The 18,739-nt window shown below is 52.0% G+C and carries 19 protein-coding genes and 1 riboswitch; all 19 genes read right to left on the reverse strand.

Annotated elements, in window-relative coordinates:
• Nucleotides 1–17: 17 nt before the first annotated feature.
• Nucleotides 18–830: a precorrin-6A reductase gene (gene cobK / locus GJ688_RS14765; RefSeq protein ID WP_170292031.1), complete on the reverse strand. Its 813-nt coding sequence runs from the start codon at nucleotides 828–830 to the stop codon at nucleotides 18–20.
• The gene (cobJ, locus tag GJ688_RS14770; protein ID WP_328597379.1) at nucleotides 827–1,549 is read right to left on the reverse strand and encodes a precorrin-3B C(17)-methyltransferase; all 723 of its coding nucleotides are present in this window, start codon (nucleotides 1,547–1,549) and stop codon (nucleotides 827–829) included. Before cobJ ends, cobK begins: the two co-directional genes overlap by 4 nt.
• Nucleotides 1,537–2,676, reverse strand: coding sequence for a cobalt-precorrin 5A hydrolase (locus GJ688_RS14775; protein WP_155477329.1), 1,140 nt, complete (start codon nucleotides 2,674–2,676; stop codon nucleotides 1,537–1,539). Before GJ688_RS14775 ends, cobJ begins: the two co-directional genes overlap by 13 nt.
• Nucleotides 2,673–3,440: a precorrin-4 C(11)-methyltransferase gene (gene cobM / locus GJ688_RS14780; protein WP_155477330.1), complete on the reverse strand. Its 768-nt coding sequence runs from the start codon at nucleotides 3,438–3,440 to the stop codon at nucleotides 2,673–2,675. Before cobM ends, GJ688_RS14775 begins: the two co-directional genes overlap by 4 nt.
• Entirely contained in the window at nucleotides 3,437–4,153 is a 717-nt protein-coding gene (cobI, locus tag GJ688_RS14785; RefSeq protein ID WP_155477331.1) for a precorrin-2 C(20)-methyltransferase, read from the reverse strand. The genes cobM and cobI overlap by 4 nt, the downstream gene beginning before the upstream one ends.
• A complete protein-coding gene (cbiE, locus tag GJ688_RS14790; protein ID WP_155477332.1) occupies nucleotides 4,153–5,475 on the reverse strand; it encodes a precorrin-6y C5,15-methyltransferase (decarboxylating) subunit CbiE in 1,323 nt (440 codons plus the stop codon). Before cbiE ends, cobI begins: the two co-directional genes overlap by 1 nt.
• Nucleotides 5,421–6,560 (reverse strand): cobalt-precorrin-5B (C(1))-methyltransferase CbiD, encoded by a 1,140-nt coding sequence (gene cbiD, locus GJ688_RS14795; protein ID WP_155477333.1) that lies wholly within the window; start codon nucleotides 6,558–6,560, stop codon nucleotides 5,421–5,423. The genes cbiE and cbiD overlap by 55 nt, the downstream gene beginning before the upstream one ends.
• 94 nt (nucleotides 6,561–6,654) lie before the next feature.
• Nucleotides 6,655–6,835, reverse strand: a riboswitch (cobalamin riboswitch).
• The gene (locus tag GJ688_RS14800; protein WP_155477334.1) at nucleotides 6,832–7,107 is read right to left on the reverse strand and encodes an SAM-dependent methyltransferase; all 276 of its coding nucleotides are present in this window, start codon (nucleotides 7,105–7,107) and stop codon (nucleotides 6,832–6,834) included. (Overlaps the previous riboswitch by 4 nt.)
• A gap of 70 nt (nucleotides 7,108–7,177) precedes the next feature.
• The gene (locus GJ688_RS14805) at nucleotides 7,178–8,353 is read right to left on the reverse strand and encodes an LL-diaminopimelate aminotransferase (RefSeq protein WP_170292038.1); all 1,176 of its coding nucleotides are present in this window, start codon (nucleotides 8,351–8,353) and stop codon (nucleotides 7,178–7,180) included.
• Between the two features lie 483 nt (nucleotides 8,354–8,836).
• Nucleotides 8,837–9,802: a dipeptidase gene (locus tag GJ688_RS14810; RefSeq protein WP_155477336.1), complete on the reverse strand. Its 966-nt coding sequence runs from the start codon at nucleotides 9,800–9,802 to the stop codon at nucleotides 8,837–8,839.
• Between the two features lie 85 nt (nucleotides 9,803–9,887).
• Nucleotides 9,888–10,148, reverse strand: coding sequence for a stage V sporulation protein SpoVS (gene spoVS, locus GJ688_RS14815; protein WP_012283429.1), 261 nt, complete (start codon nucleotides 10,146–10,148; stop codon nucleotides 9,888–9,890).
• 160 nt (nucleotides 10,149–10,308) lie between these two features.
• Nucleotides 10,309–11,091, reverse strand: a complete 783-nt coding sequence (locus GJ688_RS14820) for a TIGR00282 family metallophosphoesterase (RefSeq protein ID WP_155477337.1) — start codon at nucleotides 11,089–11,091, stop codon at nucleotides 10,309–10,311.
• Between the two features lie 107 nt (nucleotides 11,092–11,198).
• Nucleotides 11,199–11,720 (reverse strand): hypothetical protein, encoded by a 522-nt coding sequence (locus tag GJ688_RS14825; RefSeq protein ID WP_155477338.1) that lies wholly within the window; start codon nucleotides 11,718–11,720, stop codon nucleotides 11,199–11,201.
• 152 nt (nucleotides 11,721–11,872) lie between these two features.
• A complete protein-coding gene (gene rny, locus GJ688_RS14830; RefSeq protein WP_155477339.1) occupies nucleotides 11,873–13,402 on the reverse strand; it encodes a ribonuclease Y in 1,530 nt (509 codons plus the stop codon).
• Between the two features lie 338 nt (nucleotides 13,403–13,740).
• Complete coding sequence (locus tag GJ688_RS14835) at nucleotides 13,741–14,274, reverse strand: regulatory protein RecX (protein ID WP_155477340.1); 534 nt, start codon at nucleotides 14,272–14,274, stop codon at nucleotides 13,741–13,743.
• An 8-nt stretch (nucleotides 14,275–14,282) separates the two neighbouring features.
• The gene (recA, locus tag GJ688_RS14840; protein ID WP_155477341.1) at nucleotides 14,283–15,317 is read right to left on the reverse strand and encodes a recombinase RecA; all 1,035 of its coding nucleotides are present in this window, start codon (nucleotides 15,315–15,317) and stop codon (nucleotides 14,283–14,285) included.
• A 108-nt stretch (nucleotides 15,318–15,425) separates the two neighbouring features.
• The gene (locus tag GJ688_RS14845; protein WP_155477342.1) at nucleotides 15,426–16,310 is read right to left on the reverse strand and encodes a DUF881 domain-containing protein; all 885 of its coding nucleotides are present in this window, start codon (nucleotides 16,308–16,310) and stop codon (nucleotides 15,426–15,428) included.
• Entirely contained in the window at nucleotides 16,307–17,065 is a 759-nt protein-coding gene (locus GJ688_RS14850; protein ID WP_155477343.1) for a DUF881 domain-containing protein, read from the reverse strand. Before GJ688_RS14850 ends, GJ688_RS14845 begins: the two co-directional genes overlap by 4 nt.
• A 32-nt stretch (nucleotides 17,066–17,097) precedes the next feature.
• Nucleotides 17,098–18,711, reverse strand: coding sequence for a DEAD/DEAH box helicase (locus tag GJ688_RS14855; protein ID WP_155477344.1), 1,614 nt, complete (start codon nucleotides 18,709–18,711; stop codon nucleotides 17,098–17,100).
• Nucleotides 18,712–18,739: the final 28 nt, after the last annotated feature.

The following is an 18,739-nucleotide window of genomic DNA, read 5'->3' on the forward strand; positions in this document are numbered from 1 at the left end:
CGCGCCACGGTTCACATTCAGAATAACCCAGAGGTTTGGCATGCGAGCGGAACAACCGAGCGAACAGCCGCCCATCCAACAGCCGTCGACACATCCTGTGTCAAGGCCGGGTACTCCAAGGCAGGTCGAGTAAGCACAATCAACCCCATACCTAGTTCCATAGCTGCACTCATCTTTTCATCGGCACCGCCAACGGTGCCGCTTTCTTTTGTAACCAGCCACTGTGCACCAGTTTGCAAAAACATAGCCCGGTTGAGTTCGTAACTAAAAGGTCCCTGCATGGCTATGATCTGATTCGGTGTTAAGCCCAGATCGAGGCACCGCTGAATTTCTTGCGGATCAGGTAAAATCCGTACAATCGGATACAACCCTTTATCCAACAGAATTGGAACCAACTTCGGCAAGGCACGGCTCCCTGTGGCCAAAAAAACCCTGCTCCCGGTCGGAGCCTCTTGCAGCGTCAGCAGGGTTTGGCTCCAGTCGCTGATCGAGGTTAGTTTTTCATAGGCGGGAAGTGCGCTCTCAGGGCGTTCATACCGTAAGTAAGGGATACCCCTCTTACAGCTAAGTTCGATGAGATTTTCCGAAGCAACCCGGGCGTAGGGATGACTGGCGTCGATGACGGCGTTTACGTTATGGTTTTGAACAAAGGTCTCCATAGACAGAAGATCCATGGCCCCTCGTTGCACATGGAGGGCTCCACTAAACTGTTCTCTCAGGATCTGTTCGCCATATTCAGTGACGACAGAAGCTATAACCGGTAATTTCTTCTCCAGTAAGGCCTCAATCAACAACCGGGCATCTTTGGTTCCAGCGACAACCCAAATCACCAGCGATAACCCCTCGGCGTGATCATCCAACCGTCTTTGGTATAAGTCTGGGAATTGCCGATGATCAACACAGTGAACATGTCGATGTCATGATTCAGAAATTCACCCAGCGTAGAGACGGTTTTTTCCTCACCAGCCCGCCGGGCATTGCGAACGATGCCGACCGGTGTGGAAGCGGGACGATGCTTTAATAGCAGTTGTTGCACTTCTTCGATTTGGTGAACCCGTTTCGTGCTTTTCGGGTTGTACAAGGCGATAACAAAGTCAGCCGTCGCTGCATTCTCTACCCGGCGGAGGATTAAATCCCACGGCGTCAGCAGATCGCTCAAAGAGATGATGGCAAAGTCATGCATCAGCGGTGCACCGAGGGCAGCCGCAGCAGCCGTGGCCGAGGTGACGCCGGGGATGACTTCCACGTTCACCTTCTCCTGAGCTTGGCGAAGCTGTACTGCTTCCAGGATGACCCCAGCCATGCCGTAAACGCCAGGATCGCCGCTCGATATGACTGCCACCTTATGTCCTTCGATTGCGAGGTCAACAGCCAGGTAGGCCCGATCCACCTCTTTGCGCATACCGGAGGCACGTACATCTTTATGAGCGATTAAGTCTTCCACCAGTTTCAGATAGGTGTGATAACCTACGATGATATCGGATTCTTCGATAGCCTGCAAAGCCCGGCCTGTCATCTGATCCCGGTTACCCGGTCCTAATCCGATAATGGCCAAGGTACCTCGGCTAAAGCTACCGTCACTGATTCCAGAACCCTTTTCTTCAATAGCAATCGCGCCCGGCGATGAGCCAATAGGGCTGTCGGTTCGCATACCGCTTTCACTCCAATCTTTTGCGCCACAAAGTCCGAGCCGGGGATGTCATCCCGATGCCGGGTACAGCACTCTTCAATTTCATCTGATTTATAGGTTTGAAAGGGAACCTTTCGTATACGGGCCGTTTCTAAAAAGGCCCTTTCTTCCGCTTTGACCCAAGCACTGGCGATAGACAGCAGACAATCGGGATGGATGCCGACTTGTTGAAAAGCTTGATCGATCGCCCCCATCACCGTTTCCGTAGGGACGCCTTTCCGGCAGCCGAGCCCGGCTACGATAAAGCGGGGCCGCAGTCGAAGTGTGGCCGAGTCATTGCCGACTCGGTGGGTGAGCAATACCTTTAGCGCCTCTTCCTGGGGAAGAGCAGACTCCACCGTCGACACCACTACCGTTTCCCTTTCGTCTTTTCGCTTTGCTGTCTCAGCGGGATCCCATAGCTTCCATGGGTACGTCCTGTTCTGTTTCACTAAGGCATCATAAAATTGATGATCGCACAGCCATTCGATCGGGGCGCCCCGGAGCATGGCAGAAGAGATCTTTTTTACATTTGACCAAGGTTCAGGGACTGCACCGATATGGCGGGCAAAGGTATCTACTGCCGGCAAGCCGACTACATCGGTCGCCGTCGTGATCACCGGCGTCGCACCGATCTGACGGCTGATCTCGAGGGCCAAGTCGTTGGCTCCCCCCCAGTGACCAGACAAGACGCTGATGACAAACTGTCCCGCTTCATCGACAACGACGACCGGTGGGTCCGTCCGCTTATCTACCAGAAAGGGTGCTGCCATTCGAACGAGAATGCCGAGGGCACCAATGAAGACGAGTGGTTGACCACTCGTAAATAGCCGTTCGAAGGTTTCTCTCAACGGAGGCTGCCAGCACTGGTCGGCCCTACTGATGCAGCTTTCAAGGTTCGACGTCGGCGATATCTTTGCTGGAAGCCAGAGTACCGCTTCCGGCAGGGCTACGCCAATTCGCCGGGCTAGGTCGGCTCCCCCTGGCGTCAAGGCCAGGACGTTCACTCTTCCGTTCCCTTCTTCCCTTGGCGGTAACCGTGAGTGAACGTAGGATCATATAGCAGTGAACGATCATAAGGACCTTCGAGAAAACGACCTACCATGATCATGGCCGTACGAGAAATTCGGGCTCCGCTCACTTTTTGAGCGATGTCGCCGAGTGTGCCTAGGACCGTCTTCTCATCAGGCCATGAGGCTTTATAGACAACAGCCACCGGCGTATCTTCCTCGTATCCTCCTTGAATCAGTTCCTGGCTCACTTCGGAGAGGAGATGGGTGCTCAAAAAGATACATAAGGAAGCTCGATGCTGAGCCAAGCTGGCGAGAGATTCTTTCTCCGGCACCGGCGTCCTTCCAGCCAGCCGGGTGATGATTACCGTCTGGGAAACGCCAGGCAAGGTAAACTCCTTTTTTACAGCTGCCGCCGCTGCCAGGAAGGAGCTCACACCGGGGACGATCTCGTAGGCGATGCCCATCTCGTCCAAGGCGTCCATCTGTTCCCGGTGAGCTCCATATATGCTCGGGTCGCCCGTATGGACTCGTGCGACCCCTTTGCCTTCTCCGACTGCCCGCTTCATGACAGCCAACACTTCTTCTAAGGACATGGAAGCGCTGTTATGGATCTCCGCATCAGGGCGGCACCAGCTCAGGATCTCGGGGTTGACAAGTGAACCGGCGTAGATGACTACGTCAGCCTCAGCTAAGCGCTTTTGCCCTTTCACCGTAATCAGTTCGGGATCACCGGGGCCGGCGCCAATAAAACTAATCAAATCTCTTCCCCCTTCTGCTTCACCAACAACAAGCTGAGATAATCCAGCTTTTGCCCGACGAGGCGGGACAGATCTTTTTCAATCTTTTCTTCCGCTGTCCCGCACCGGGAAATAAACAGGGACGATTTGTCTCGGCCTTCCTCTTTGAGCAAGTCGTAGACTCCATCGAAGCGGGAAGCGACTTTCATCAAGACGAGGTTAGGGAACTGACGTAATAAGGGTCGCAGTTCCTCGGGGTCACGCAGGGCCGGGACGATGAGCAACGGTTCCTCTCCTTCGGCCAAGGGAATATTGACTCGCGACGCAGCAGCGCAAAAGGAGGTGATTCCCGGTACGCTTTCGACTTCTATTTCAGGATTGATCTTCTGTAATGACTTTAGCAAATACCCGTATGTTGAAAAGAGCAGGCAGTCGCCGATGGTGATAAAGGCCGCCTCTCGACCGGAAGCGAGCACCTCGTAAATTTGCCGGGCTGCCTCATCCCAGGCTTCCTGCAGACGGCTTTCGTCGCCGGTCATGGGCAAGTGTAACGAAACCACCTGCGTCTCAGCGGGTAAAACATCGCGGATGATTGTCGTAGCGACGCCTTCTCCGCCGCCTTTACCCTGGGGGGTAAAAATGACCGGGACTTTCTGCAGCAGTTGAACCGCCCGGCAAGTGAGCAGACCGGGATCTCCAGGCCCGACACCGATGCCGTAGAAGCGACCAAGCATTACACATCCTCCTTATGAGCCCACAGGATCGTGACAGGGTTATGGCTTTTCCACAAGTGATAAGCCCCTGCCTTTTCCAACCGTTGTACATGAAGCTGAGTGGCTTGAAAGGGAATCTGTTTTTCTTCCATCCAAGCGACGACAGCGCCGAGAGTTTCCACAGTGATGGCATTAACCACGATCGAACCGCCCGCTTTCAGGCGGTTCCAGCACAAATCGAGAATCGATGCTAAGTTGCCGCCGGAACCGCCGATGATCACTCTATCGGGATCGGGCAATGAATCGAGCACATCCGGTGCCATCCCGGGAACCACCTGCAGGTTCGATAAGCCAAAAGCGAATCCATTCGCAGCGATGAGTTCACAACCCTCTGGGTTTCGTTCCACCGCGTATACCTGACCTCGGTGGGCCAAACGGGCCGCTTCTACGCTGATCGAGCCTGTTCCCGCTCCTATATCCCAAACGACGTCCTTTGGTTCGATTTGAGATCTCACCAGGGTCAATGCCCGAACGTCCGATTTAGTCATCGGTACTTGACCTCGTTGGAACACTTCGTCAGGTAACCCAATCGTCGTGCTTTTTCGATAAGGGGCCTCACGGTTACAGCTATCCTGAGATTTTTCTGGATTTTCCCCGTTACGTTCTGCTCTCTTACCGCCTTCGACGATCAACAGTGCCGGACGGTAAGCAATAGATTTCACTTGCGCAATGTCGCTTATGAAAGCGGAACTTACTGCCTCTGTTTCATAGCCTAGGTCGCGAGTCACGAAAGCCCGGCGCCATCCCTGCTGATGGTCAACCAAATGCTGCGCGATCGCTTCCGGCGAATGATCCGGATCGGTTAAAAAAGCGACCCATCCCTCATGGCTTAGCAGCTTCAGGGCATCGTCCATAGGACGTCCGTGCATGCTTTGCCAACGAGCCTCCTGCCAAGGCAAACCCAGCCGGGAAAAAGCCATTTGAAAGGAACTCAGCCCGGGGATGACCTCAATTTGATCGACTCCAAGCGACTTGACTAGGCGCGGCAATAAGCTGTAAAAGCCGGGATCTCCCGACACGAGTACAGCCACACGGCGTTGCAACCGCTCAACTGCTATAAATTCTACCAAGCGATCCAAATGGCGGTCAATGGTACGAGTTGGCTTGTCAAGATAGGCAAAGAGTTCAAGTGCCCTCGGCCCTCCGACGAGCAGGTCCGCTTGTTCCACCGCCCGCAGTGCTTTGGGAACCAAATAGTCCTTTGTTCCGGGACCGATGCCGACGACCACTAGGGGGTAACCGGATTCCACATTTTGATCACGTTCTTTGCTCGCTGGCTCCAACCTAGAGGCTCTCCCTTCAAATCTGTAAATACCACCGAAACCGGTCGAGGGAATCGCTCCATAGCTTTTATCGCCGCTACCTCGGCCAGTTCGTCAAAAAGTTCCCGGTATCCCGCCTCGGTGAGGATATGTACCGTTTCTTCGGCCGTATTTGCCTCCAACAAGGCCTTGACGAGCGGAAGCGGGTAACCTCGAACCGCTGCGTGGGCAGCGATGATCTCTCTCCGTCCGTCGGCAACTTTGCTGTGAGTGTGAAAAATCCCTCCGGCCACTTTGACTAGTTTGCCAACATGCCCCCAAAGAAGTATTTCTTCTACACCTCTTTTGCTGCAGGCATCGAGCATATGACCGATAAAGTTGCTCGTGAGCACCACCGCCTCTGAAGGTACACCTTGGCGCTGCAAACCCCGTTGCCCCATATTGCCCGGCGTTAAAGCGAGTGAGCGATGTCCGGCTGCCAGGGCCACATCGATTTGCGGTTCCAGGCTGTCCTTAAAGGCTTCTTCCGACATGGGCTTTACAATACCCGTCGTGCCCAAAATGGAGATGCCGCCGACGATACCTAATCTCGGGTTCAGTGTAGACGGTCCCACCTTTTCCCCGTCAGGCACCCAAACGACGATCGAAACACCACCATCGTCCGGGAGCACCTCTTTGACCGCCTCAAGAATCATCGATCGTGGAACAGGGTTGATGGCCGGTTCGCCAACGGGTACGGCTAGTCCTGGCTTAGTCACCCTGCCGACACCGATTCCTCCACCGATCTCAATGCCTTTTTCAATGGCGAAGACGGAGACCCGTATAGTCAATCCATGGGTAGCATCAGGGTCGTCTCCGCCGTCTTTGATGACTTGACAAGTCACTGCCTTAACCTGCGGAGGAAGTGAGGGTTCTGGCTCATCGATCTGAGCGACAGGGATCGGTAACCGCCCGCCTTGGGGTAAGGGAATTTCGATAAATCCGGTACCTTCTGTCCATGTTTCGTAGAGGATGCCTGTCGCCGCCTTGGCCGCTGCAGCTGCACAGGATCCGGTTGTATAGCCCTTGCGCAGTCTTCCATTCCCCCTACCCAAAGAAACACCCATATCCCGGCATGCGAGATATGGGTGTACAGATGCAAATGAAAATCTAGGGAACCTAATCTTCCCCAGTCTTTCACCTCCCCCGTGGCTCGCGGGTTTACCGGTGCGGGGACAGGCAGGTTTCCTGGCTCAGGTTCATCGCAACGCTTCGCCTTCCCGGTTACCCGGTGGCCTGATGAAGCGGACTCCCCTTTCACAGTGGCGGCACCGCGTCGGAATTACACCGACTTCCCTAATGTCTCTGACCCCAACTATAAAACTGTCTTACGTTAAATTATTCGCCACCCTTTGCATCATTCCTGCAAATCCAAAGAACTTTTCTGTCGTCACTGCGGAAAATCTGCCGATGGTCCCTGACTGTCCGATGCATTCGTTTTAGCCGGCGATTTTCAGCTTCCAAGCGGGCGATGGCGTCTCGTCGCTCCGAGTCTATCGTCTCCAATAAGGCCATCAAGACACGGCGGCTGACCCGCAATTGGTTTAGGCGAGAACGCAGATAGGTCACTTGGTCTTTTAAGGTGTCGATCGAATCGCGCTTTGATTCTTCCATGGACATGCCCTCCTGTCCATCTCTTGACACCATTTTATGTAAAAGGCAGGCGAATTATCCCAATGCTTATCTAGGAGCGAGCTAAACCGTCCCAATGGGCAATCCGGTCGATCGCTTCTTCGATGCGTTTCTCCGGTACCACCAAGGCGATGCGTACGAAACCTTCCCCTGAATCACCGAAAGCATTTCCTGGAACGACCAATACTCCCGTCTCTCGCAAGAACTTTTCGGCGAACTCAAAAGAGGAAGCAAAACCTGCAGGGATCGGCGCCCAGACGAACATGGAAGCCTTCGGTTTATCCATCTTCCAGCCGATCCGTCCCAGTCCGTCTACAAGGACATCTCGCCGCTTTTGATAGTTCATCGCATTTTGTCGGACGATGTCCTGAGGGCCTCGTAAAGCGGCTACGGCAGCCCATTGAACCGCTTTAAACACCCCGTAATCGATATTTGATTTTAACTTGGCCAAGGCGTCGATAACAGCCTTATTTCCGACGGCCATCCCGAGCCGGCAGCCGGCTAAATTATAAGACTTAGAAACGGAATGCAGTTCGATGCCCACTTCTTTGGCACCGGGGGCTTGGAGAAAACTGACCGGTTTATATCCATCGTAGGCCAACTCCGAATAAGCCACGTCATGGAGCACGATGATGTCGTAGCGCCGGGCAAAATCTACGACCTTTTCAAAAAAATCTAGTTCTGCCGTAGCCGCCACAGGATTGCTGGGATAATTCAGCACCATCATCCGGGCTTTTCGAGCGACTTCTTCAGGAATCGCCTCTAAGTCGGGAAGATAGTGATTTTCTTTTTTCAAGGGTACATAATGAGGCACCCCTTCCGCTAAGAGGAGCCCGGCTGTGTAAATCGGATAGCCGGGGTCCGGGATCAAGGCTGTCTCTCCGGGATCGATGAGCGAAAGAAAGATATGACCTAATCCGTCTTGGGAACCCATCAGTGATAAGACTTCCTCTTTGGGGTTCAGTTCCACGTTGAAACGTTGGAGATACCACTCTGCCACAGCCTCTTTGAACTCAGGAAGTCCCTCCGTAAGGGCATATCCAAAAGCATCATCCCGTTGCAAGGCATCCAATAAGGCTTGACGGACATGAGGCGCAGGAGGTTGATCAGGGCTGCCGATACCCAAATTGATTACATCGGTTCCATTCTCTTCGACTTCCCTGCGAAGTGCATCCATCTGTGAAAACATGGCTGACGTGAGTCCGGCCATACGGCGTGCTGTTTTTATCTGCTTCATTCTTTTGTAACCCCTTTTACGTGAAAATGCCTATAATCAATCATTTTATTCCCCTTATTTCTCAGAATCAACAAATCGTTCAGATAAAAATTCGAGCCTTCCACAAAGTGGCTAGTTCCTTTCAAGAAGTACGATCCGAATGTAGGGTCGAAGTGAAAGATCTATATGAAACGAGTCGATACCACGAGAAAAGGCGCCTTCATCAGCGCCTTAGTTTTAACCCATTCATAATAATAACCGAGAGCATCTATTACTTACGATGCTACCAATCTCTCGCGTTAGAGACTTCGTCGAATTCACTGCCATCGACACATTCTTTGCAAGGAAGGCAATCACCATAACTTTCCGCATACTTGCAACCAGCACAATGATTCTCGCTGTCCAGAAAAACTCCCCCTTCCGGTAGTCCATTCCCTCTTTTTTACTATTGTCCCATCCTAAGGAGTTACCATTCATGGACCGCACCACAATTTTTTACGGAACAGAGACTGGACAATCAGGACTAGACGGCAATTGAAGAGTGAGCAGCCGTAAAAAATTATCTCCGGCAATCGCCTTGATCTGTTCTTTTTGATATCCCTTTTGACTTAGCGCATCCCATAAACGTGGGTAGGCGGCCGCTGTTTCTAAGCCGCGAGGAGTCTTTTCGATACCGTCAAAATCGCTGCCGATCCCCACATGTTCATAGGTTCCCGCTACTTGGCAGGCATGGTCGATATGTTCGACGACTCGTTCCAGGTTCGCCATCCCTGCCGCAAGAAAGTCCGGGCAAAAATTGATCCCCATGACGCCGCCCTGCTCAGCGAGCGCCCGGATCTGCCGGTCGTCCAGATTGCGCGGGTGTTCCCGTATGCGTCGGCAGTTGCTGTGAGATACGATAACAGGCTTCGTAGACACTTCGAGGACATCCCAAAAACCAGTCGGTGAGATATGGGCTAGATCGACGAGCATACCTATCTGTTGCATTGCTTCTACCACTTGTCGACCAAACCGCGTCAGCCCGCTTTTGCTGCCCTCTTCCCAACTGCCGTCGGCTAAAAGATTCCGTTGATTCCAGGTTAGTCCGATCGAGCGCACGCCGAGGCGAAAAAGAACGTGCAGTACATCGAGGGAGCCTTCCAATGCTTCTGCACCTTCAACCGTCAAGAGCGCGCCAATCCGCCTATCCAATTCATTCAGATCTTCTTTCCATAGGACCTTCCGTAGGCCCAGCGAATGTTCTTCTGTTAGGCTATGGAAGCGATGTATCAATTCAAGAGCTTGCCGCAGGCTTCCATAGGGTTTATGAGCTTCATCAATATATGCGGCGAAGAACTGTACCTTGACAAAACCTCTTGCCAAGGTCTCCTTCGTAATCGGGCCAGGACCTGAAGAGTAATCGAATTTTTCCTTCCCTAGACGACTGAGGGTGTCACAGTGGGCGTCCACGACTGGATACATACCGAATCATCTCCAAAAAAATAATACCTGCTCATTCAATATGAGCAGGTATCTACAGTATGTCAATTCTATGAAAACTGATGAATTACCGAGGTTCCACAATCAATTTAATGGCAGTACGCTCTTCACCATCGATTTGGATATCCGTGAAGGCGGGGATGCAAATCAGGTCTACGCCACGAGGAGCTTCAAAGCCGCGAGCTATAGCCACTGCTTTCACTGCCTGGTTCAATGCACCCGCTCCGATGGCTTGGATTTCGGCGCCACCCCTTTCTCGTAATACTCCTGCTAAAGCGCCTGCCACTCGGTTTGGGCTGGATTTAGCTGATACTTTGAGAACTTCCATGTAAACGGCCTCCTTGAATGTTATAATTTTCTTCTATTTCCACCATTGCTTAATTCTACAGTAAATCAAAAATTCCTTTTTTTCAGATAATAAAAAATATCCAATTCTTCTCAAATTCTTAGTTATAACATTCTTAGCTCCCGAAAAAGGGAAGAACGGGTTATGGATCGACGATCACATTCACCCGTTCGATAGCGGTAGCCGTTCCATTGTCGCCTAAACTGATGATTACCCCGTTTAACTGAAGGGGTCCAGCGGCTGTTTCAAAACGTACCGGTAAGCCGGTGATAAACTTACGCAAAATGGCTTCTTTTTTTACGCCGAGCACGGAATCTCTCGGCCCTGTCATTCCTGCATCACTGATATAGGCTGTACCGCCAGGCAGGACCCGCTCATCAGCCGTCTGCACGTGCGTATGAGTTCCCACCATGGCTGCTGCCCGCCCGGCCAGATGCCAGCCAAAAGCGACCTTTTCCGATGTGGCCTCGGCGTGAAAATCGACGAAGACATAATCGGCTTGCCCACGGAGTGATTCTAGTATGGGACCGACTCCATTAAATGGACAGTCTAAATTATCGAGAAAAACACGACCGCAAAAATTGGCGACGGCCAGCTTTTTTCCATTCGGCAGAGTAAAGAGCCCCCAGCCTCTACCCGGTGTTCCCATGGGATAATTAGCTGGTCGAATCAACCGAGATTCGCTGTCGATAAAGTCAAAGATCTCTCGTTTATCCCAAACGTGATTGCCCATGGTCAGCACATGGACACCACGATCAAACAATTCGTACGTGATCTCCCGGGTAATTCCGTTTCCGCCTGCCGCGTTCTCCCCGTTGGCGATGACGAAGTCAATCGACTGTTCTTTGATCAACTTCGGAAGGATTAACTCAATCGCTCTACGACCAGGCCGGCCAACGATGTCCCCGATAAATAAGATCCGCAATGATTCCGTCCTCCAGTCAAATTCTTACTCTCCCAAATATGAAGCAAACTGTGGCTGATGTCAACCACAGTTTCCCCTAGAAATTCATATCCTTATCAACGGGACGATCACTTGTTATAAACCATGACTCGGCCTTCTTCCCGAAAGGCATAGACCTGTTGATCATAGCTTCCGCTTCGTAAACTGTCGAGCATATGGGAAATCAATTCTTCTTGCCACAGTTTTTCGTCTTCCTGCAGTCCTTCTACGTACTCCTCCGACAAAATCACCTGACCAGCCTGTTGATTTAAAAGATCAATAAGTAAGGTGATTTCGCTCAGGCTCAGCGTCTCTACGTCCCGGAAGACTTCCAAACTGCACAAGCCCTCGTCATAGTGAGACTCTACCGATACGGTCTGGGGATGGAGTCCCTCCAGATCGTGAAAAACCTCCAGAGCCGATTGAATCGACTGAGCTATTTGGGGCAGTTTGGTTTTTCCGCTTTCCTGCTGTAAGAGAAAAGTAAATTTAATAACCCGACGGTCGGGGTCATAGTTCACGGTACCGACTTCCGGATAACGGACCAGGATGGAGATCAGCAGACCCATGCTGCCGTTCACTTCCGCTCCCTGCTTAAACTTCAAGCTCAATCTAGGGCCACCTTCCTCGCACCTTCGGATGTGAACAGTTTCTACAAAGACGGTCAAAATCCTCCCCCAACCATTCCCGTTGGATGTTGAAAAGTAACGGAAAAACAGGAAGGCCGACCCTGGTTGAGGTCGGCCTTCTCTTGGTTAACGGTTTACTTAGCGTAGTCAACAGCTCTCGTTTCGCGGATGACTACGACTTTGATTTGACCGGGATATTCCAGTTCAGATTCAATTCGTTTGACAATTTCCCGGGCAACGCGGAGCGATTCAGCATCGTCTACCTTGTCCGGTTTGACCATAATCCGAATCTCACGGCCAGCCTGAATCGCAAAAGCTTTCTCAACGCCTTCAAAGGAGTCAGCGATCTCTTCAAGCTTTTGCAGGCGTTTGATGTAGGATTCCAGAGTCTCTCTCCGGGCTCCCGGACGTGCGGCCGATACAGCGTCAGCTGCTGCGACCAATACGGCCTCTACAGTGCGCGCTTCTTCATCGCCGTGGTGAGCAGCGATGCAGTGAATCACTTCTCGAGACTCACGGTATTTTTTGCACAAGTCGACACCGATGCTGACGTGGTTACCTTCCATCTCATGGTCAACGGCTTTGCCGATGTCATGCAGCAAACCTGCACGGCGTGCCAGCATAGGATCGGCGCCCAGTTCTGCCGCCATCAGACCGGCTAAGTGGGCCACTTCAATCGAGTGTTTCAGCACGTTTTGACCGTAGGAAGTGCGCCAGCGCAATCGACCTAACAGCTTGATTAATTCGGGATGGAGACCGTGGATACCCGTTTCGAAGGTAGCTTGTTCACCTTCCTCACGGATCCGCTGTTCCACCTCTTTTTGGGCTTTCTCGACCATTTCCTCGATCCGGGCTGGATGAATACGGCCATCGAGAATCAGTTTCTCCAGGGCAATCCGAGCCACTTCACGACGGATGGGGTCAAAGCCCGAAAGAATGACCGCTTCTGGTGTATCATCGATGATCAGGTCAATCCCCGTCAGGGTTTCAAGTGTGCGGATGTTGCGTCCTTCCCGACCGATAATCCGCCCTTTCATCTCATCATTGGGCAGGGCGACCACCGATACGGTGGATTCAGCGACATGGTCGGCAGCGCAACGCTGGATAGCCAGCGAGATTACCTCACGAGCCCGTTTCTCCGCTTCTTCTTTGGCCTGATGCTCAATGTTTTTGATCATCATCGCCGCTTCATGTTTCACTTCGTCCTCAATGTTGGACAGTAACAGTGTCCGGGCCTCTTCCGAGGTCAAACCAGACAAACGTTCCAGTTCAGCCACCTGCTTGTGCAGGGTTTCGGCCAATCCGGATCTCAGTTTTTCAATTTCATCCTCTCGGCGCTGAAGATTTTCTTCTTTGCGCTCCATGGACTCCATTTTTCTGTCCAAGGACTCTTCCTTTTGTAACAAGCGGCGTTCCAGACGTTGAAGTTCATTACGCCGTTCACGGTTTTCCCGCTCGGCTTCAGTACGCATCTGGTGTACTTCATCCTTGGCGGCTAAGACGGATTCACGGCGCTTCGCTTCTGCCTCTTTCACGGCATCGTCTACAATGTGACGAGCTCGTTCTTCAGCAGAACCGATTTTCCCTTCCGCAATCGACTTGCGGTAAAAAATGCCGGCTCCAAAGCCAACTACGGCTAGTAATATAGCAATGATCCATTCCAAAGAATTATTTCACCTCCTCACTTTATTACGTCAAAAACAAATAATTTACTGACAAAAATAGAAAAAACCGAGCAGAAACTCGGTTTCGGGAGATTCATTCCACATGTGCTTGTGGCAGATGATCGACAGCCAGCCCTAGTCGCTGACGCCTATTTCCCTATATGCCAATCACAGCACCCAACAAGGGTCAAAAATCTGTCAAAAGCCTAGCTGGTGGGGGTTCGCTGTTGAATGATATATATAAGAACCGCCTATACAAGTGGCGTGAACGCTCCACGTAAACAAGTTTCCGTCCCTTGCATATTTTATTATTTTTCAGATTTCCTGTCAAGTTGTCGCTAATTCTCCGAATCAGGAGGATCAAGCGATCTGTCTCTTGCCAACTCATCAAGCAATCGATAGATGCAATCTAAAGGAAATCCTTTTTGCTGCAAGTGACGACCGAGGCGGCTTCCCATGGCTTCCGTTTTGCCGGCTTTTGTCCATTCTCGAATCTTTTTCTCTGCAATCCGACGAGCCCGTTCCACTTCCCTATCTTCCGGCAGCAACTCTTTGACCACTTGACGGGCTTCATCCTGTTCGATTCCCCGCAAGGAAAGATCCCGCATCAACCGTAAAGAGCCATTCGTCGTCGTTTCCGTGCGGTAGCGGACAAAGCTGCGGACAAAGCGCTCGTCATTGAGGTAGCCATATTCGAAGAGCTTTTGAATGACCGCTTCCACAGTCTCCTCGTCGGCACCGATACGATAGAGGCGTTTTTCGACGTCAAATCGGCTTAAGGAAGATCGAGAAAGCCAGAGGATGGCCTTAGACCAGGCCTCCTCTGGCGTTGGCGGTACTGTCGGGGGTCGTTTGTTTCTTGACCAGCTCATTCGTATGACTATTCGCTGTCTCCGGCAGCGGGCGATGCCATAGCCGCTGCGCGAGCACTTTCCGCTCGGTTACGGATGATGTTCTCAATATCAGCGGCAAGCTCCGGTCGATTGCGCAGGAACTCTTTGACGTTTTCCCGGCCTTGACCGAGCCGTTCTCCTTTGTAGGAGTACCAGGCACCGCTCTTTTCGACGATGTTCATGTCAACAGCCAGATCGACTAAGCTGCCTTCCCGGGAGATACCTTCCCCGTACATGATATCGAAGTCGGCCTGTTTGAAGGGAGGGGCCACTTTGTTCTTGACGACTTTCACCCGCGTGCGGGAGCCGATCATGTCGGAACCTTGCTTCAAGGTATCGACGCGCCGCACTTCCAAGCGAACGGAACTGTAAAACTTCAGGGCTCGACCACCGGGAGTCGTTTCGGGGTTGCCGAACATAACCCCTACTTTTTCCCGGATCTGGTTGATGAAGACGCAGCAAGTCTTCGACTTCGAGACGACACCAGTCAACTTCCGCAGGGCCTGAGACATTAAACGGGCTTGCAGACCCACATGGGCATCGCCCATTTCCCCGTCGATTTCCGCTTTGGGAACTAAAGCGGCGACGGAGTCGATGACGACGATGTCGATGGCACCGGAGCGGACTAAGGCCTCACAGATTTCCAGGGCCTGTTCACCCGTATCAGGCTGTGATACGAGCAGGTTGTCAATGTCGACGCCGAGTTTGCGGGCGTAGACCGGATCCAGGGCATGTTCAGCATCGATGAAAGCAGCTAACCCGCCTAAACGCTGTGCTTCGGCGATGATATGTAAGGCCACGGTCGTCTTACCGGAAGATTCCGGGCCGTAGACTTCCACAATCCGGCCGCGGGGCACACCGCCTACACCCAAAGCCATATCCAGAGCGATAGAGCCTGTCGGAATGACTTCCACCGACAGCTTCGCCGTCACTTCACCGAGTCGCATGATGGAGCCTTTACCAAAGGCTTTTTCGATCTGATTCAGCGCCTGTTGCAAAGCTTGTAATTTGTCTGCAGCCATTGTGATCCCCCTTTTTCATTTCAAGCATTGTCCGAATATGTCGAGTTGATTTGAATATACTTTTATTTCCACACTTTGTCAATATAAACAAAATACGGTGCATACTGTTTATTGTGACTTGCTTTCACTGACAGGACGACTCTGATTGACGGCATTGTTTGGAACTGCTTTATCGCCGGAAGCAGGCACAGTTGCGTTGCCGGCTCCAGTCCCTTTGGCCCCGCTTCCATTGCTGTTCCGGATAGCTCTCGTCGATTCTGTCGGCTTGTCAGGTAAAGGCTTCGCGAAACGAAACTTTTGCGTGTCTGTATAGGCGGGAATCACAATTTTGTTCTGCTTGACAATCTTTACATCGATCTTGCTTTCTCTCAGGCTGATGATCTTCCCGTCGGTCACCTGCAAAACCCGTGATAGTTCATCAGCTGGGCCGATGGCATCAATGATGAAGATATGTTCTCGATCACTGCTGACAGGGGTTTTGTTGATCAATGTGTTTCTTCCAGATACATAGATCTCCGAATTGGCTACGATGCGCTGACCGTTGACGGCAATGGCCTCAGCACCGGCGTAACGGAGAATGTTGACGATATCCATCAAATCGAGGATATCCAAGGGCGCATTAGGCACGAGGTGATCGTCTAAGGTGACTTGGATGCCTGGACCCGCCACGGGATAGTATCCGGTCATAATACGCAAACGATCGATCTCGTCGGAGAGCCCGGAGCCCACATCTCCTTTGGCGACCTTTTCATATTTGTCCAGTTCCGCCTTGAGAAGGGCCACCTCTTTTTCCTTGCTCTCTTGTTCTTCATTCGATCGTTCCAGGATGTTTTCGAGAGACTTGATCCGATCCTGAACTTGTGAACGGCCTTGGGCGATGACGGTAGCTGTGTTAAATTGCGTCACCAACAGTATTCCCAGCGTCAAGGCAACGATCGTAGCGGCGACTTGCCACTTCTTCCACTTCATCCTCATTTTCATGTTCATATTCATGGCTTTGTCTCCACAGCTTCATCACCGGTCACGACGTGGGCATACTGGAATTTGATATCTCCCTTGTAGTTCGGAATCTGGACTTTGTCGCCGGCAACAGGATCAAAGACGATGCCGAACTGTTGTCGATATCCTTTCAGAACGAGTGATGTGGTGACCATGTTGACAGAGGCCATCAGTGTTTTTGGATCGCCCACAGCCCGGATGATAAAAGGCGGTGTAACCAGTTCACGGTTGACGAAAATCGTCGTACCACCGCAAAAAATCTCCGAAGTGCTGACTAAACGCTGGTTGTTGATACTGACGGCCTCGGCACCGCCTGTCCAAAGAGCATTCACCAAATCCCTGAGGTAGGAGTCATGGATATAGTATTGATTCGGGTCGTTTTTCCGAATGGTATCCAGTTGTTGAGCCAAGGGACTGTCGTCTAAGGTGATGATCACACCAGGTCCTTCGACGGCCATCAGACCTGCTGCCAGACGTGTTTTCTCCAACGTCTGCTGCAAGGTCTGCTTCGAGTTTTCCCCTTCTCGATACTTGTCCAACTGAGAACGCAAATCATCAATCTGTGTCGTCAATGCTTCTTTAGAACGTTCTGTCTGGATCAAGGTCGTTGTAAGCTCGTCGACGGAAGTGGCGGATGCCATGCGGTTGATTTCGGTTTGTGTTCGCCATTGTACGGTGATCGATAATCCGATGAAAAAGCAAACGAGAGTAACCACGGTGATCGCCTGACTCCGCTTATCCCACTCCAAGCTTATCCCCCCTTTGCCCCAGGTCCGGTTTTTTACCGGGCTTTGGCAGGCTCGACGCTGATCTTCCGGCCTTTGATCATGTTCTGGTGCATGACACCCATGACTCGACCGGCTACATCTTCCGGTACTTCTACGAAGGTAAACTTGTCATAGATGTTGATGACGCCGATAACATTGCCAGGAATCCCTGCTTCTTCAGCGACAGCACGGACGATATCTTGCGGACGAATCCCTTGGGCCCGGCCGATGTTGATAAACAGACGGACCATGCCTGGCTCAGCGCCTGTGTTGCCAAACTCGGAGACTTCTTCTTTTTCTTTTTCTGCTTCAGGTCCTTCGATCAGGAGTTTCAAGGTGGCGGCAGCGATTTCTAAGGGATCGAACTCGTCGGCCAGTTCGCTGATGATACTCTTGTATTCGCCATAGTGGCCGCCTTCGAGAACCTTAAGGATTCTGTTTTTATGAGCATCTTTTTGCCGTTCCACGATATCGGCCAGAGAGGGCAGGTCACGCCGTTGGATCCGGGCTTTGGTGATCCGCTCGATGAGCTTCAGTTGGCGATATTCCCGGTAGTTGATCAGGGTGATGGCGATGCCTTTCCGTCCAGCACGACCGGTCCGGCCGATGCGGTGTACATAAGACTCGGGATCTTGAGGAATGTCGTAGTTGATGACATGGGTTACGTTTTCCACATCGAGACCGCGAGCCGCTACGTCTGTGGCGATCAGCAGTTCCACTTTGCCGTCGCGGAACTTTTTCATCACTCGATCCCGCTGCGCTTGCGTCAAATCGCCATGCAGTCCTTCGGCGAAATAGCCTCGTGTTTCCAGAGCGGCCACCAATTCGTCGACACCTCGTTTGGTACGACAGAAGATGATCGATGCGCCGATCTCTTCCATGTCGAGGATGCGGCAGAGGGCGTCCACCTTTTGGGACTCTTTACACTCATAATAGACTTGTTCGATCAGAGGAACCGTCAATTTGTCCCGAGAGATGGTCACGAACTCCGGTGTCTTCATGTATTTCCGGGCCAATTGTTGGATCGGTCCGGGCATGGTCGCTGAAAAGAGCAGCGTCTGCCGTTCTTCCGGGATTTCTTTGATGATGGATTCGATGTCTTCGATAAAGCCCATATCGAGCATTTCGTCGGCTTCATCGAGGACGACCATGCGCACATTGTTCAAACGCAAGGTTTTCCGGCTCAAGTGATCGAGAATCCGTCCCGGCGTACCGATGACGACCTGTACGCCATAGCGAAGAGCCCGGATCTGCCGATCGATCGATTGACCGCCGTAGACAGGCAGCGCTTTCAAATCACTAAAACGTCCGATCTTGCCGATTTCCTGGGCAACCTGGATCGCCAGTTCCCGCGTCGGGCACAGAACTAATGCTTGTACGCGCCCATCGCGAGCATTTAGCATTTCAGCCATGGGTATCCCGAAGGTGGCCGTTTTACCGGTACCGGTCTGGGCTTGGCCGATCAGATCTTTTCCGTCCATGACGATGGGAATGGCCTTTGCCTGAATCGGCGACGGTTCCTCAAAGCCCATATCGGATATGGCACGGGCGACTTTGGGACTCAGGCTGATTTCACCGAATTTCACTTTTTCTTGCTCTTGTTCTGTAGGTATGTTGTTTTCTACCATATTGGCACCCCTTCTAAAATTGTATCTC

Source organism: Heliobacterium mobile, assembly GCF_009720735.1.
Classification (GTDB): Bacteria; Bacillota; Desulfitobacteriia; order Heliobacteriales; family Heliobacteriaceae; genus Heliobacterium; species Heliobacterium mobile.

Excerpts from the sequence above, each read along its gene's own strand:
- cobI (WP_155477331.1), bottom strand. The coding sequence starts at position 4,153 with ATGCTTGGTCGCTTCTACGGCATCGGTGTCGGGCCTGGAGATCCCGGT.
- cbiD (WP_155477333.1), bottom strand. The coding sequence starts at position 6,560 with ATGGGTGTTTCTTTGGGTAGGGGGAATGGAAGACTGCGCAAGGGCTAT.
- GJ688_RS14800 (WP_155477334.1), bottom strand. The coding sequence starts at position 7,107 with ATGGAAGAATCAAAGCGCGATTCGATCGACACCTTAAAAGACCAAGTG.
- GJ688_RS14810 (WP_155477336.1), bottom strand. The coding sequence starts at position 9,802 with ATGTATCCAGTCGTGGACGCCCACTGTGACACCCTCAGTCGTCTAGGG.
- spoVS (WP_012283429.1), bottom strand. The coding sequence starts at position 10,148 with ATGGAAGTTCTCAAAGTATCAGCTAAATCCAGCCCAAACCGAGTGGCA.
- GJ688_RS14835 (WP_155477340.1), bottom strand. The coding sequence starts at position 14,274 with ATGAGCTGGTCAAGAAACAAACGACCCCCGACAGTACCGCCAACGCCA.
- recA (WP_155477341.1), bottom strand. The coding sequence starts at position 15,317 with ATGGCTGCAGACAAATTACAAGCTTTGCAACAGGCGCTGAATCAGATC.
- GJ688_RS14845 (WP_155477342.1), bottom strand. The coding sequence starts at position 16,310 with ATGAATATGAACATGAAAATGAGGATGAAGTGGAAGAAGTGGCAAGTC.
- GJ688_RS14855 (WP_155477344.1), bottom strand. The coding sequence starts at position 18,711 with ATGGTAGAAAACAACATACCTACAGAACAAGAGCAAGAAAAAGTGAAA.